The organism is Azonexus sp. IMCC34842 (assembly GCF_050368855.1).
GTDB classification, from domain to species: Bacteria; Pseudomonadota; Gammaproteobacteria; order Burkholderiales; family Rhodocyclaceae; genus Azonexus; species Azonexus denitrificans_A.
Genome location: NZ_CP178449.1, coordinates 3,899,780 through 3,914,008, shown reverse-complemented (window position 1 = coordinate 3,914,008; position 14,229 = coordinate 3,899,780). Strand labels below are relative to the sequence as shown.

Annotated in this window: 11 protein-coding genes; 5 read left to right on the top strand and 6 right to left on the bottom strand. The window is 63.3% G+C overall.

Annotated features, from left to right (window positions below; genetic code table 11):
* The first annotated feature begins 88 nt into the window (after positions 1-88).
* Both ACLIKD_RS18590 and dtd read left to right on the top strand, forming a co-directional pair.
* Positions 89-511, top strand: a complete 423-nt coding sequence (locus tag ACLIKD_RS18590) for a type VI secretion system amidase immunity protein Tai4 (RefSeq protein WP_428826188.1) — start codon at positions 89-91, stop codon at positions 509-511.
* Positions 512-655: 144 nt separating this feature from the next.
* A complete protein-coding gene (gene dtd / locus ACLIKD_RS18585) occupies positions 656-1,108 on the top strand; it encodes a D-aminoacyl-tRNA deacylase (RefSeq protein ID WP_428826187.1) in 453 nt (150 codons plus the stop codon).
* 114 nt (positions 1,109-1,222) lie between these two features.
* Here the strand turns inward: dtd and ACLIKD_RS18580 are convergent, their stop codons facing one another.
* The 5 genes from ACLIKD_RS18580 to gshA form a co-directional block, all read right to left on the bottom strand.
* A complete protein-coding gene (locus ACLIKD_RS18580) occupies positions 1,223-2,359 on the bottom strand; it encodes an HD-GYP domain-containing protein (RefSeq protein WP_428826186.1) in 1,137 nt (378 codons plus the stop codon).
* Between the two features lie 16 nt (positions 2,360-2,375).
* Positions 2,376-6,680 carry a response regulator gene (locus ACLIKD_RS18575; RefSeq protein WP_428826185.1) on the bottom strand — a complete coding sequence of 1,435 codons (4,305 nt, stop codon included), beginning with the start codon at positions 6,678-6,680 and terminating at the stop codon, positions 2,376-2,378.
* Between the two features lie 128 nt (positions 6,681-6,808).
* Positions 6,809-7,837 carry an FAD:protein FMN transferase gene (locus ACLIKD_RS18570; protein ID WP_428826184.1) on the bottom strand — a complete coding sequence of 343 codons (1,029 nt, stop codon included), beginning with the start codon at positions 7,835-7,837 and terminating at the stop codon, positions 6,809-6,811.
* Positions 7,822-8,841 carry a glutathione synthase gene (gene gshB / locus ACLIKD_RS18565; protein WP_226471958.1) on the bottom strand — a complete coding sequence of 340 codons (1,020 nt, stop codon included), beginning with the start codon at positions 8,839-8,841 and terminating at the stop codon, positions 7,822-7,824. Before gshB ends, ACLIKD_RS18570 begins: the two co-directional genes overlap by 16 nt.
* 11 nt (positions 8,842-8,852) lie before the next feature.
* Positions 8,853-10,139 carry a glutamate--cysteine ligase gene (gene gshA / locus ACLIKD_RS18560; protein ID WP_428826183.1) on the bottom strand — a complete coding sequence of 429 codons (1,287 nt, stop codon included), beginning with the start codon at positions 10,137-10,139 and terminating at the stop codon, positions 8,853-8,855.
* A gap of 149 nt (positions 10,140-10,288) precedes the next feature.
* On the opposite strand from gshA, the gene ACLIKD_RS18555 reads away from it, so the two are divergent.
* Entirely contained in the window at positions 10,289-11,911 is a 1,623-nt protein-coding gene (locus tag ACLIKD_RS18555; RefSeq protein WP_226417815.1) for an ABC-F family ATPase, read from the top strand.
* Between the two features lie 52 nt (positions 11,912-11,963).
* Here the strand turns inward: ACLIKD_RS18555 and ACLIKD_RS18550 are convergent, their stop codons facing one another.
* On the bottom strand, positions 11,964-12,434 hold the full coding sequence (locus tag ACLIKD_RS18550) for an SRPBCC family protein (protein ID WP_428826182.1): 471 nt from the start codon (positions 12,432-12,434) through the stop codon (positions 11,964-11,966).
* A gap of 23 nt (positions 12,435-12,457) precedes the next feature.
* Between ACLIKD_RS18550 and ACLIKD_RS18545 the strand changes: the two genes are divergently transcribed.
* A complete protein-coding gene (locus ACLIKD_RS18545) occupies positions 12,458-13,165 on the top strand; it encodes a pseudouridine synthase (RefSeq protein ID WP_226471959.1) in 708 nt (235 codons plus the stop codon).
* Entirely contained in the window at positions 13,162-14,076 is a 915-nt protein-coding gene (locus ACLIKD_RS18540; RefSeq protein ID WP_226417818.1) for a hydrogen peroxide-inducible genes activator, read from the top strand. Before ACLIKD_RS18545 ends, ACLIKD_RS18540 begins: the two co-directional genes overlap by 4 nt.
* Positions 14,077-14,229 lie beyond the last annotated feature (153 nt).

The following is a 14,229-nucleotide window of genomic DNA, read 5'->3' as shown; positions in this document are numbered from 1 at the left end:
TAGAAAACTTGGAAAATTGAATTCCTATGCCGTTATCATCTCGACCTGCCTGACTCATCAATTTGAGTAAACAGTGGAGGAGTTGATCATGACCAGACCAGTATTTGCCGTTCTTGTACTGTGTTCATCGCTGACTGCAACGGCGGCGGATTCGATCACTGCGACGGGGCGGACCAACGCAGAGAACTACAAGGATCGGGCGCTAGCCGGCTGCATTGCGGAAGCCTACAAAGGGACGCCGGCCGGCGAGGATGCCGCGATAACGAAAAGTGCATTCATTGAATGGACTTATTACGACGACGACCGAGGCGACCCGGCAACCGAACAGCTTGTCGAAACCTACCTGCGCCGCGACTACCGCAACCCCGTGGAAGGCTACGCCGGTGCCCGCTTTGACCTGCTTAAGTGCATCGACATGTATCACAGCCAACAACTCGACGCACAGGTCAGGCAGTACGTTCCGAAGCCGGACTGGGTCGGTGACAAGCCGAACAGGCCGAAGCGGAAATGACCACTGGCGCGTTTTCACTTGAGAGCGCCCCGGAAAAGGCGTCGCTGCGCTAGTAAGCAGTTGCTTCTCTGTCCCTTACCTTGACGGTGGCAAGTAAAGGCTCCAACCTTTGGAGCCTTTTCCCATTTCACGGAGAGCATTTGCATGCGGGTTGTCGTTCAACGGGTCAATGAAGCTTCCGTTGCGGTGGATGGGCGGTTGGTCGGCCGGATCGGGGCCGGCTTGCTGGTGCTGGCCGGGTTCGAGGCGGCCGATGGCGAGGCCGATCTGGCGTGGATGGCGGGCAAGATTGTCCGGATGCGAATTTTTGCCGATGCGGACGGTGTGATGAATCGCAGCGTGCAGCAGGCCGGCGGGGAGATTCTGGCGGTTTCGCAATTCACCCTTTTTGCCTCGGTGAAGAAGGGCAATCGGCCGTCGTGGAGCCGGGCGGCACCGGGTGAGGTGTCGCAGCCATTGTTCGAGCGCTTCGTCGAAAAACTGTCGGGCGAGCTGGGCAAGCCGGTGCCGACCGGGGTGTTCGGGGCCGACATGCAGGTCAGCCTGATCAATGACGGGCCGGTGACGATCAGCCTGGACTCAAGGGCCCCGGAGTAAAGGACTCAGCGGCCGGCCATGCCTGCCGGAGGCGGCCGATGCCGTCCCGCCCGCCGGCCCGGGCCGGCATTTCTGCGGTGTTCATCGGGCCAGGCTTGGCGCTACGTTCGAGGACTATTCGGTTTTCCGGTCGCTGAGCAGGACGCCCGGATAGCCTTCCGGTGCATCCTGATGGGTGTAGATCTCCTTGATCTGGAACTCCAGATCGGTCAACGCACCGTATTCGTCGGCGTAGATGTCCTTGACCCGAAGGATTTCCGGCAGCGCCCGGCGGAAGGCTGCGAGCAGTTGCGGATCGAAATGCCGACCGTTTTCGGCATCCATCAGCTCGAGCGAGCGTTCGACGCTAAAGGCGGATTTGTACGGCCGTTGCGAGAGCAGCGCGTCGAAAACGTCGGCGATGGCGACGATGCGTCCTTCGAGCGGAATGTCTTCGCCCTTGAGGCCGCGCGGGTAGCCGCTGCCGTCCCATTTCTCGTGGTGGGAGAGGGCGATGATGCGGGCCGACTCGAGCAGTTCGTTTTCGTGCTTGCCGATGATTTCGGCACCCATGATCGGGTGCTGGTGCATCACTTTCCATTCCTCCGCATCGAGTCGGCCGGGCTTCAGCAGGATCGAGTCGGGAATGCCGATTTTGCCGATATCGTGCATCGGCGCGGTGTTGAAAATGATGTTGGCGGCTTCTTCGCCGAGGCCGTGGGCGCTGGCGATCAGCCGGGCGTAGTGGCTCATGCGCAGGACGTGGTTGCCGGTTTCGTTGTCCTTGAATTCGGCGGCCCGGCCGAGGCGGCGGATGATCTGCTGGCGGGTCGTCAGCAGTTCATCGGTGCGCTGGCGGACCATCCGTTCCAGCTCGCGCGACTGATCGTAGAGGGCAAGATGGGTCCGCACCCGGGCCCGGACGATCGGCGGGCTGATCGGCTTGGTGATGTAATCGACGGCGCCGAGCGCCAGGCCGCGTTCTTCATCCTCGACGCTGGTCATCGCCGTGACGAAAATGATCGGAATTCGCCGCCGGTCGGGGTTGGCCTTCAGGCGTCGGCAGATCTCCAGGCCGCTCAGGCCGGGCATCATGATGTCGAGCAGGATCAGATCGGGCGGTTCGTCGGAATAGACGATTTTCAGCGCCTTTTCACCGGAGGTGGCGACGCGGATCCGGTAGTCGTCGCACAGCACGTCGGTCAGCAGATCGATGTTGTCCGGGGTGTCGTCGACGACCAGGATGCTTTGTTTGGGGAGCAGGTTGGGCATGACTTCTCCGGTCCATTCAGGTGGTCAGTTTGCTGCGGATTTGTTGCAGCGTGGTGAGTGCATCTTCAAATTCGTAATGACTGATCTGCCGCGCCAGGGTGTCGGCCAGGGCCGGATCGGTTTGTCCGGCCAGCCAACCCGACAGCTCTTCGAAATAACGGCCGGTTGTCGCATCGTCATTATCCAGAAGCTCCTGCAGCTCGGCCAGCATCACGTGCTGCGTGGCGCGATCGGGCGGTTCGACCCTCGGTAGTTCGGGTTCCTGGCCGATGGCCTCGGCCAGCGCGAAGACGGGCAACAATTCGCTCGCCAGCCGGGCGATCAGCCGCTCGATCTGCGGGCCATCCGGGGCGCCGTTCTGTTTCAGCCGCTCTTCCAGTTCGCCCGCCGTGCGGGCCAGGGCGACGGCCCCGATCGTACCCGCCAGGCCGCGCAGGGTGTGGGCCTGCAGGATCAGGCCGGGGTTGTTGCCGGTTTGCCAGGCCTGGCTCAGGCGGTCAATGACGTCGTGCTGGTTTTCCCGGAAGCGGCTGAGCAGCCGGTCATACATCTGCTGATTGCCGCCGAGGCGGGCCAGGGCGCCGGCCGTGTCGATGTCGCCGGTTGTCCTGCCGGCCGGCTCCGGCGTTTCGCCGGGGGTCGGCTGGGCCGGGCTGTCCAGCCAGCGGGCCAGTGTGGCATAGAGCATGGCGACATCGATCGGCTTCGGTATGTGATCGTTCATGCCGGCGGCCAGGCACAGCTGGCGGTCGCCGGCCAGGGCGTTGGCGGTCATGGCGATGATCGGCAGCCGGTCGTTCGGGGCCAGCCGGCGAATGTGTCGCGTCGCCTCGTAGCCGTCCATCACCGGCATCTGGCAATCCATCAGGATCAGGTCGTAGTCCTTCTCTTTGACGCGGTCGACCGCCTGTTGACCGTTTTCGGCGAGATCGACGGTCAAGCCGACGATCCGCAGCATTTCTTCGGCCAGCTCGCGATTGACCTCGTTGTCCTCGACCAGCAGGACCTGGCGCCCGGCCAGGCGGTAGGCCGGTTTGGCCGGTTCGGCCAGACGCTCGTCCGGATCGACCTCCTGGTGCAGGGCGCTGACGATGCTGTCGAACAGTGACGAAGACGTCGCCGGCTTGCCGAGGATGGCGCCGACCGATTGGTTGCCGAGGGCGCCAAGTAGTTCTGCCTGATCGTCGGCGGTACTGATGATGATCGCCGGCTCGGCTTCGCCAGCTAGGCTTTGGCGCAGCTGGCCGAGCAGTTCGACACCATCCATCGCCGGCATTTTCCAGTCGATGATCAGCAGACCGAAGGGCTGGCCGGTTTGCCGGGCGGCATTGATTTCGGCCAGGGCCTCGGCGCCGCTCGCCGCCAAACGGTGCTCGATGCCCAGGGCGTCAAGCATGTGGGCGAAAACCTCGCGGGCGGCGGCGCTGTGATCGACGACCAGTGTCCGCAGGTGGGTTGGCAGGCCGATGCGGGCGGGCGTTTCAGCGTCGCCGGCGGGCAGCGCGAAAGGCATCAGGAAGCTGAAGCGGCTGCCGACGCCGGGCTGGCTGCTGACGCTGATCCGGCCGCCTTGCAGCTCGACGATGCGCTTGCAGATCGACAGGCCGAGGCCGGTGCCGCCATATTTCCGGGTGGTCGAGGTATCGGCCTGGGTAAAGGCCGAGAACAACTGGGCCTGCTGCTCGACGGTCAGGCCGATGCCGGTATCGCGCACTTCGAAGCTGAGTTCGACCAGATCGGCGTTCTTGTCTTCGAGCTTGATAGTGACGGTGATTTCGCCGGCTTCGGTGAATTTGATGGCATTGCCGACCAGGTTGAGGAGCACCTGGCCGAGCCGCAGTGAGTCGCCGATCAGCCGGTCGGGAACCTCCGGGGCGATGTCGAAGAGCAGTTCCAGGCCGCGTTCGCGGGCTTTCAGCGCCGACAGGTCGGCGAGGTGCTGCATCGTCGCGTCGAGACTGAACACGCTGCGCTCGAAGAGCATCATGCCGGCGTCGATCTTCGACAGGTCGAGAATGTCGTTGATGATGCCGAGCAGCCCCTTGGCGGCATTGTCGACCTTGCTCAGATAGTTCTTCTGGCGCACCGTCAATTCGGTTTGCAGGGCGAGGTGGGTCATGCCGATGATGGCGTTCATCGGGGTGCGGATTTCGTGACTCATGTTGGCCAGGAAGTCGGCCTTGGCGGCCGCCGCCGATTCGGCCGCCGCCCGCGCCCGGCCGGCTTCGCGCTCGGCGTCCTTCTGGGCGGTGATATCGACGATCACGCCGATCAGGCCGCCCGGCGTGGCGTCGGGGGCACGAAAGCCGCTGACCGAATAGAGCGTGTCGCGCAGGCTGCCGTCGGCCGACGTCATCTGCGCTTCGCGGACGAGGCGGCTGCACGCGGCGATGGTCGCTTCATCCTCGGCCTGGTATGCCTGGCGTGCGGCCTCCGGCAGATACGCGAGGTCGAGTACCCGTTTGCCGATGAAGGCGCGCCGCTCGACGCCGAAAAATTCTTCATAGGCCTGGTTGCAACCGAGGAAGCGGGTATCGGCTCCCTTGTAGAAAATGGGGTTGGGAATGGTGTCGAGCAGGGCCTGCAGGAAGGCGAACTGGCGGATCAGTTCGCGTTCGATTTCGCGCCGGTCGGAAATGTCGAGCACGGTAATCAGCAGCGAGTCGAGTTCGCCATTTTCATTGCGCACGGCGGCGATCTGCACGTCGCCCCAGCGCGGCTGGCCGCTCTGGTCGACAAACTCGAATTCGCTGCGCAGGCCGCCCTGGCCAGCGTCGGCCACGCTGGCCAGGGCGGCCCGCATGCGCGCCTGTTCCGGCGCGGTGAGGACGACGGTATCCGGATTCTGCAGCAACACTTCGATCGGGTAGCCGATGAAATCGGCAAAGGCACGATTGACCCGGGTCGGCAGTTGATCCGGGCCGAGGCTGATGATGCCGACCGCCGCATTGTCGAAGATGGTCCGGAAGAAGGCTTCCCGTTTCTGCAGGCTGCCCTGGCTCTGGCGCAGGGCCTGGGTCCGTTCGGCGATCTTGTGTTCGAGTTCGGCATTGGCATCCTGCAACGCCAAGCGGGCGCTCTGCAGTTGGCGGCGCATGCCTTCGAGGGCCGTCGCCAGTTGGGTCACTTCGCGCCATGGCGCAGCGGTGACCACCGGCTGCTCGAGTTCCAGTCGGCCGATCCGTTCGCTGGCTTCGGCCAGGGCCTTGAGCGGTTCCCCGAACTGCCCGGCGATACGGATGGCGACGGCCATCCCGAGGGCGAGGGCGGAGAGCGTGATCAGGCCAAGCAGGAGCAGATCCTGGCTGGTAATCGGGACGAAATCGCTTTCCGGCGCGACGACTCCCAGCCATACCGGCTGGGCGCTCCCGGTGAGCGGCTGGAAGAGGCTGAGCCAGCGCCCGTCCGGTCGGTGCAACGGGTGCATCCGGCTGGCCGGGCTGGGCTCGGCGCGCCAGCGCCGAAAGCCCTCGGCCAGTTCGCCCAGGCCAAGTTCATCGGCGGTTTTCAGGACCGCGGCATTGATCGAGTCGCGGTCGTGGAAGCGCGGGTCGCGGGGCGGCGCGATCAGCTTGCCGTCATCCTGAAACAGGGCGGCCTGGCCGTGGCTGCCCGGGGCCAGCCGCGTCGTGTATTCGGCGATGCTGCTCAGGCGGACATCGTGGCCGATAATGTAGGTGCTGCCGTCGCGGCCGGTCCAGCGCATGGCGGCAGTGATGCCGGGGTCGCCGGTGGTGTAGAAGATGTACGGCTCGGTCCAGTGAATGGCCTGGTCGCTGCTCAGGGCCATGCCGCCGGTGAACCACGGGCGCTGGCGGGCATCGTAGTCGCGTTCGCGCAGTTCGACGCTTTCGATCTCGCGGCGCGCATTCCAGGTGATCCAGTAAGTCTGTTGGCCCCACTCGGCCGGGTTGCTCAGGCGATTGATCCAGCGCCCGTCTTCACCGAGCAGGAGCAGGATCTCGCGACCGGATTGATGGGCCAGGATGACCGAGGCGATTTCGCCATGATTGGCGATGATCGGGAAAAAGAACTCGTTGAAGCGCTGCAGTTCGGCGTGTTCGAGGTCGCCAGCAACCCCCCAGCCCTGGCTGCTGCGCAGCGTCGCTTCGACGGTTTTCAGCAGTTGGCTGTAGCGCGCTTCGACCTGTTCGGCGGCAAGGCGCATCTGGCTTTCACCAAGCCGATCGATGGTCGGGCGGCCGATCAGCAGATAGAGGCAGAGGGTGAAGGCGGCGAGGGCGAAAAGAATGAGCAGCCCGATCCGCAGGACCAGACTGTTGGCGAAACCAGGCTTTCTGAAGGAGACGTCCTTCAACATTCCACATCCCCCTTTGGTTGGGTGCCCGCGCGCTGATCCTCGTTATATGCCGATACGGCTGCCTATCCTGACAGTTTGCCAAACAGATATACGGCGTGCCGCCGGGGGTGTCAAGCGCCGGTGGCGGCTCAGGGAACGACGGTCAGGGCCGGCGTCTGGCCAATGAACGAGAGGCGCTGGTGCAGGGCTGCGGTGACGAAGATCTGCTCGTCGCGGTCGACCCGCAAAACCAGGCCGATATTCATTTTCTGCGCCATTTCCCGCCAGTGGTCCGGCCCGGCAATGAAAATCGGCTTGGAGCTGGCATCGGACAGCGTGCCGGCCTTCGGGCCGGCCGGGATGACGACGGTCACCGCCTGGGTATGGTCGGCCGGGTAGCCGCTGCGCGGATCGAGCAGATGCGGGTAGCGTTTGCCGTCGACCTCGAAGAAGCGCTGATAGTCGCCGGAGGTGCCTATCGCTTCGCCGTCGTCCAGTTCGACGGTGGCGAGCGGCCCCGGCTGGCGCGGGTGCTGGATGCCGACCTTCCACTTGCGGCCTTCCTTGCTGCCGAGCGCCATGACGTTGCCGCCGATGTTGATCAGTGCGTTGTGGATGCCCTGGCTGCGCAGGATGGCCGCCGCGCGGTCGAGCGCGACGCCTTTCAGGTAGCCGCCGAAATCGAGGGCGAGCCGGCGGTTGCGGCTGCTGACGGTGGTCCCGCTGATCGTCAGGTCGGCGATCGACGGCTTGCTGGCCAGCCAGCTTTCGATCTCGGCGGGCGGCGGCAGTTCGGCCTTGAACTCGTCGGCCTGAAAGCCCCACAGCTTGATCAGCTGGCCGATGCCCGGGTCGAACAAATAATCGCCCTGGCGGCTGAGTTGCTGCGCCTCGCGGACCAGATCGGCCAGTTCGGGCGTCACTTGCTGCGGCCGCCCGGCGGCAATGGCCAGATTCAGCGCGGTCAGCTCGGATTGCTGCCAGGCATGGTAGGCGCGGTGCAGGCGGTCGAATTCATGCAGCACGGCGGCGATGGCCTGCCGCCCCTGTTCCGGCGCGACGCTGACGACGATGACTTCAACCCGCGTGCCGAACACATAGGCCTGCTGCTCCTGCAACGGCGTTCGGCTGCAGGCGGCGAGGCACAGCGCCGCCAACAGAATCAGGTAATGCCGCATGCGTGCTCGATGGCGGTGATGAAGGCGCCGGCGACGTCGAAACCCGTTTGTTGGCGGATTTCGACCATGCAGGTCGGGCTGGTGACGTTGATTTCGGTCAGGCTGCCGCCGATCACGTCGATGCCGACCAGCATCAGGCCGCGCTTGAATAGCAGCGGGGCGAGGGTTTCGGCAATTTCGTGGTCGCGCGGGGACAGTTCCTGAGCAACGCCGGTCCCGCCGACGGCCAGATTGCCACGGGTTTCGCCGGCCTTGGGAATGCGGGCCAGGCACCAGGGGACGACCTTGCCGCCGATCAGCAGGATGCGTTTGTCGCCGAGGCTGATTTCCGGCAGGTAGCGCTGCGCCATCACGGTGCGGGTGCCTTCGTGAGTCAGCGTTTCGATGATGACGTTACGGTTCGGATCGTTGCGGTGAATGCGGAAAATCTGGCTGCCGCCCATGCCGTCGAGCGGCTTGAGAATGACGTCGCGGTGTTCGTCGACGAACTGCTGCAGGCGGTGCATGTCGCGGGCCACCAGCGACGGCGGGGCGAATTGCGGAAATTCGGCAATCGCCAGCTTCTCGGAGTGATCGCGCAGGGCGCGCGGCCGGTTGAAGACGCGTACCCCGTCGGCCTCGGCTCGTTCGAGCAGCCAGGTCGCGGTCAGGTACTCGAAGTCGAACGGCGGGTCCTTGCGCATGATGACCGCGTCGAAACTCTTCAACGGCAGCCATTCCCGGCCTTTTTCCCGATACCAGTCGTGGTCGTCCGGGCGCATGTGCATATGCACCGCTTCGCCATGGACCCCGCCGAGGTGGCCGGCTTCGGTCTGCCGCCAGCCGAGTGTCGCGCAGTCGATGGTGAACACCTCATGGCCGTGCTTCTCGGCCGCCCGCATCATGGCAATCGAGGAGTCCTTCCAGGCTTTCAGCTCGTCGAGCGGGTCGACGACGAAGGCCAGGCGCAGCGACTGGCTGCTGCCACCGAGGAGATGCTTTTCAAAATGTAGTTGCTGGGTCACCGGGTGGCTTTTCAGTCGTTTTCAGGGGCCGTGCGTTCGAGCTCGACGGCGGCGGCCAGACAGGCCAGACGACCGACGACGCCGTAGGCGTAAAAGCGGTTGGGCGCCGCATCCGGGTTGTTGCAGCCGTAGTCCGGCAGATTGCAGCCGGTCTCGAAAGCCAGCGGTTCGAAGTGCATGCCCGGGGCGTTGAGGTTTTCGTCCTTGCCGCGCCCGGTATGGACACGGTAGAAGCCGCCGACGACATAGCGGTCGATCATGTAGATGACCGGCTCGGCCACTGCGTCGTTGAGCGTTTCGAAGGAATGGACGCCTTCCTGGATCAGCACTTCACTGACCTCCAGGCCTTCCTTGACGACGCTCATCTTGTTGCGCTGCTTGCGGTTCAGGGCGATCACTTCATCGACGTTGCGCACCGTCATCACGCCCATGCCGTAGGTGCCGGCGTCGGCCTTGACGACGACGTAGGGGGTCTCGTCGATCTCGTATTCCTTGTATTTTTCCTTGACGATATCGAGCACGGCGGCGACGTTGGCGGCCAGGCATTCTTCGCCCTGGCGGTCGTGGAAATTGATGCTGCGGCAGACCGAGAAAGCCGGGTTGATGCGCCACGGATCGATGCCGATTTCCTTGGCGAAGTCGTTGGCGACCTGATCGTAGGCGGCAAAATGGTTCGACTTGCGGCGCACCGCCCAGCCGGCGTGCAAGGGCGGCAGGACGAACTGTTCATGCAGGTTTTTCAGGATGTCCGGGATGCCGGCCGACAGGTCGTTGTTCAATAGCACGGCGCAGGGATCGAAGCCGTCCAGGCCGAGGCGGAATTGGCTGCGGACCAGCGGCTCGAGCAGCAGGCTCTGGCCGTTCGGCAGTTCGATCGGCGTCGGCTTGGTGATTTCCGGCAGCATCGAGCCGATGCGCACGTTCAGCCCGGTCTGGCGCAGGATGGCGGCGATCTGGGCGACGTTCTGCAGGTAGAACTGGTTGCGCGTGTGGTTTTCCGGAATCAGCAGCAAATTGCGGGCTTCCGGACAGATTTTCTCGATGGCGACCATCGCCGCCTGCACACAGAGCGGCAGGAAAGCCGGGTTGAGGTTGTTGAAGCCGCCCGGGTAGAGGTTGGTGTCTACCGGCGCCAGCTTGAAGCCGGAATTGCGCAGGTCGCACGATGAATAGAACGGCGGCGTGTGTTCCTGCCATTGGGCGCGCAGCCAGCGCTCGATCTGCGTGCTGTTGGCAAGGAAACTGCGCTCGAGTTCGAGCAGGGGGCCGGTCAGGGCGGTAGTCAGGTGGGGAACCATGGGCTGTCTCGGTGCCTGGAAGGCGAGTAATTGTTGCCCGGAATGTTACACCGCAGTGCAGCAAAAAGCTGCCTTGCCGCCGTCAACCCCTTGAAAACAGGTAAAATTCGCCCCTTCGTTTTACCGTTATTTTGCAGATCGGAATCGTCGTGCTCGTCGCCGCCAATATCACCATGCAGTTCGGGGCCAAACCCCTATTCGAGAATGTTAACGTCAAATTTGGCGAAGGCTATCGCTATGGCCTGATCGGCGCCAACGGGGCGGGCAAATCCACCTTCATGAAGATCCTGTGTGGGGCGCTCGAGCCGTCGGCCGGCAACGTCTCGAAGGAAAAGCACGAGCGCATGGCCTACCTGAAACAGGACCAGTTCGCTTACGAAGACATGCGCGTCCTCGACGTCGTGTTGATGGGCCACGAGGAAATGTGGGCCTGCATGAGCGAGCGCGATGCGATCTACGCCAATCCGGAAGCGACCGAAGACGATTACATGAAGGCCGCTGATCTCGAGCACCAATTCGGCGAGCTGGACGGTTATACCGCCGAATCGCGGGCCGGCGAACTGCTGCTCGGCGTCGGCATTCCGATCGAACAGCACAACGGCCCGATGAGCGAAGTGGCCCCCGGCTGGAAGCTGCGCGTGCTGCTCTGCCAGGCACTGTTCGCCAATCCGGACATCCTGTTGCTCGACGAACCGACCAACAACCTCGACATCAACACCATCCGCTGGCTGGAAGACGTGCTCAACAATCGTGATTCGACGATGATCATCATCTCGCACGATCGCCACTTCCTGAACCAGGTCTGCACCCACATGGCCGACCTCGACTACGGCAAGATCACCACCTACGCTGGCAACTACGACGACTTCATGGAGGCCGCCCAGGCCGCCCGCGAGCGCCTCCAGAACGCCAACGCCAAGGCCAAGGAACGGATCGCCGAACTGCAGACCTTCGTCCGCCGCTTCTCGGCCAACGCCTCCAAGGCCAAGCAGGCAACCAGTCGCGTCAAGTTGATCGAAAAACTCAAGCCGGAAGACATGAAGCCGTCGTCCCGCCAGTACCCGTGGATTCGCTTCGATTACGACGAGAAGCAGAAGCTGCACCGCCAGGCCGTCGAGATCGAGAATGTTTCCTTCACCTACGAAGGCGGCGAGCGCAAGATCTTCAACAACCTGACGTTGACCATCAACGCCGGCGAAAAGATTGCCGTGATCGGTGAAAACGGCGTCGGCAAGACGACGCTGTTGAAGCTGCTGATGGGCGAAGTGACGCCGCAGTTCGGCACCATCAAATGGGCGGAAAAGGCCTACCCGGGCTACTACGCGCAGGACCACAGCGCCCAGTTCGCCGGCACCGAGAGCCTGACCGAATGGATCGCCGGCTACGCCCGCGCCACCATCGAAGAGGGCGGCGACCTCGAAACGCTGATCCGCGGCACGCTGGGCCGCCTGCTGTTCTCGGGCGACGAAGTGAAGAAGCCGGTCAATGTCATTTCCGGCGGCGAGCAGGGCCGCATGCTGTTCGGCAAGCTGATGCTGTCGAAACACAACGTGCTGCTGATGGACGAGCCGACCAACCACCTCGACATGGAATCGATCGAAGCATTGAACTCCGGTCTGGAGAAATTCCCCGGGACGCTGGTCTTTGTCTCACACGACCGCGAGTTCGTTTCCTCGTTGTCCACCCGCGTGCTGGAAGTGAAGAGCGACGGCCGGATCATCGACTACCTTGGTGGTTACGAGGATTACCTCGCCTCGCAAGGCGTCGAATAAATTCAATGCCCGCGTCAGCGGGCATTTTTCATGGTGATTGCGGTATTTGGATTTACTGCGGCTCGCCACCGGCCGCCAGCGTGCGGACGATCCGCACGCAATCGACGTCCGACTGGTGGTAGGCCGATTTGACGTACTCGATGTAGGCTCGCTCTTCCGACTCGGGCGCGCTGGCCAGCGTCGTCTGGTAGGCGAAACGCAGGAACAGATAGCCGGGTTCCGGCTCCTCGATGCTGATGGTCAGGCTGCCGCCGGCATGGGTTGCCGATGGCAGGATGTCGAAACGCACCGATTCGGCTTCGACCAGCGTCACGCGGTCGCGGATCGTGGCCGGGCCGAAATCCAGTTCCCGCAACAGTTCATTGGCCTGCCGTTCGAGGATGGTGCACGACTCGAGTCCGGGCAGGAACGGGGCGGGATCTTCGACCCGATAGAGCAGGCCTTGCCACAGCTGTAGGCGATTCAGGGGCGGAACCAGCGGGTTTTCCGCATCGTTGATCTGGATGAGATGTTCGAAATTCATGGCCGAATGTTAGCATTCCCGCCATGCAACTAGAACGAATCCTCCACCATCACGGCTTCGGAACCCGCAAGGGTTGCCGGGCCCTCGTCCGGCACGAAAGAGTCGCCATCAATGGCGCCATTTGTACCGATCCCTTCGCCGAAGTCGCTACCGACGGACTGGTTTTCAGCGTCGACGGCGTCGCTTGGCCCTATACCGAATTTGCCTGCGTGATGCTGCACAAGCCGCTGCATTACGAATGTTCGCGCAAGCCCAAGCACCATCCCGGCGTCCTCGAATTGCTGCCGCTGCCCTTGCGTGAGCGTGACGTGCAGCCGATCGGCCGGCTCGACGAAGACACCACCGGCCTGCTGCTGATCACCAACGACGGCCAGCTCAACCATCAACTGTCTTCGGCCAAACGCAAGGTGCCCAAGGTCTATCTGGCAACGACCAAGCATCCGGTCGACCAGGCCTTGCTCGACCAGTTGCTGGCCGGCGTCTTGCTCACCGACGAACCCGAGCCGATTGCCGCCGCTGCGGCCGAAAAGGTCGACGAGCACCTGTTGCGCCTGACCCTGACCAGCGGCAAGTACCATCAGGTCAAGCGGATGGTCGCGGCGGCCGGCAATCGGGTCGAGGCGCTGCATCGCGAGTCGATAGGCGAACTGCAACTGCCGGCCGATCTGCAGCCCGGTGAATGGCGCTGGCTTTCGACGGCCGACCTGCAAAAACTCGGCTATTCGGCATGACCCTGACCGAAATGCGCTACATCGTGGCGCTTGCCCGTGAGCGCCATTTCGGCAAGGCAGCCGAAGCCTGTCATGTCAGTCAGCCGACGCTGTCGGTGGCGCTGAAGAAGGTTGAGGGCCAGCTTGGCTCAGCGTTGTTCGAACGGACGGCCTCCGATGTCCGGATCACCGCTCTTGGTGAGCGCATTGTCGCGCAGGCCAAGCGCGTTCTTGAAGAAGCGGTGCGTCTCGATGAAATCGCCGATTCGACCGGCGATCCGCTGAGCGGCCAGCTGCGCGTCGGCATCATCTACAGCATCGCGCCGTACCTGTTGCCGCAGTTCATTCCGGCCCTGCATCAGCAGGCGCCGAACATGCCGCTGTTCCTCAAGGAAGATTTCACTGGCAACCTGATTCCGGCCCTCAAGGCCGGCGAACTCGACGTCATCGTCATTGCCTTGCCCTTTGCCGAGGCGGGCCTAGTCGCTCTGCCGGTTTATGAAGAGCCCTTCCGCGTTGTCGTGCCGGCCGCCCATTCCTGGAGCCAGCGCGAGGCTATCCCGGCCGATGAACTGGACGGTCAGAACCTACTGCTGCTCGGCCAGGGCAACTGTTTCCGCGATCAGGTGCTGGAATCTTGTCCACGCCTGACAGCCCCCGACGGTCTGGCCAACTCGCTCGAAGGCGGTTCGCTGGAAACCATCCGCTACATGGTGGCGAGCGGCGCCGGCGTCGCCGTCATGCCGAGCACGGCGGCCGACCCGCTGATCGAGAAGGAGCCGCTGGTCAAGGTGCTGTCCTTTGCCGGAACACAGCCGTCGCGTACCGTCGGCCTGGTCTGGCGGGTGACCTTCCCGCGACCGCAGGCGATTGATGCGGTGCGGGCGGCACTGCTGTCCTGTCAGTTGCCAGGGGCGACCAGCAAGCGGTGATGTTTCACGTGGAACGATGGGGCGGCTGACGGTCAGAGTCAGATCATCCAGCTTGCATGCTATTAATTCCTGGCTATTTGATACTAGGCACCTTCACAGCTTTTTCTTTGTAGCTCGATTCGTCCGCTTTGCAACACCGAGGCGGCCATCTAA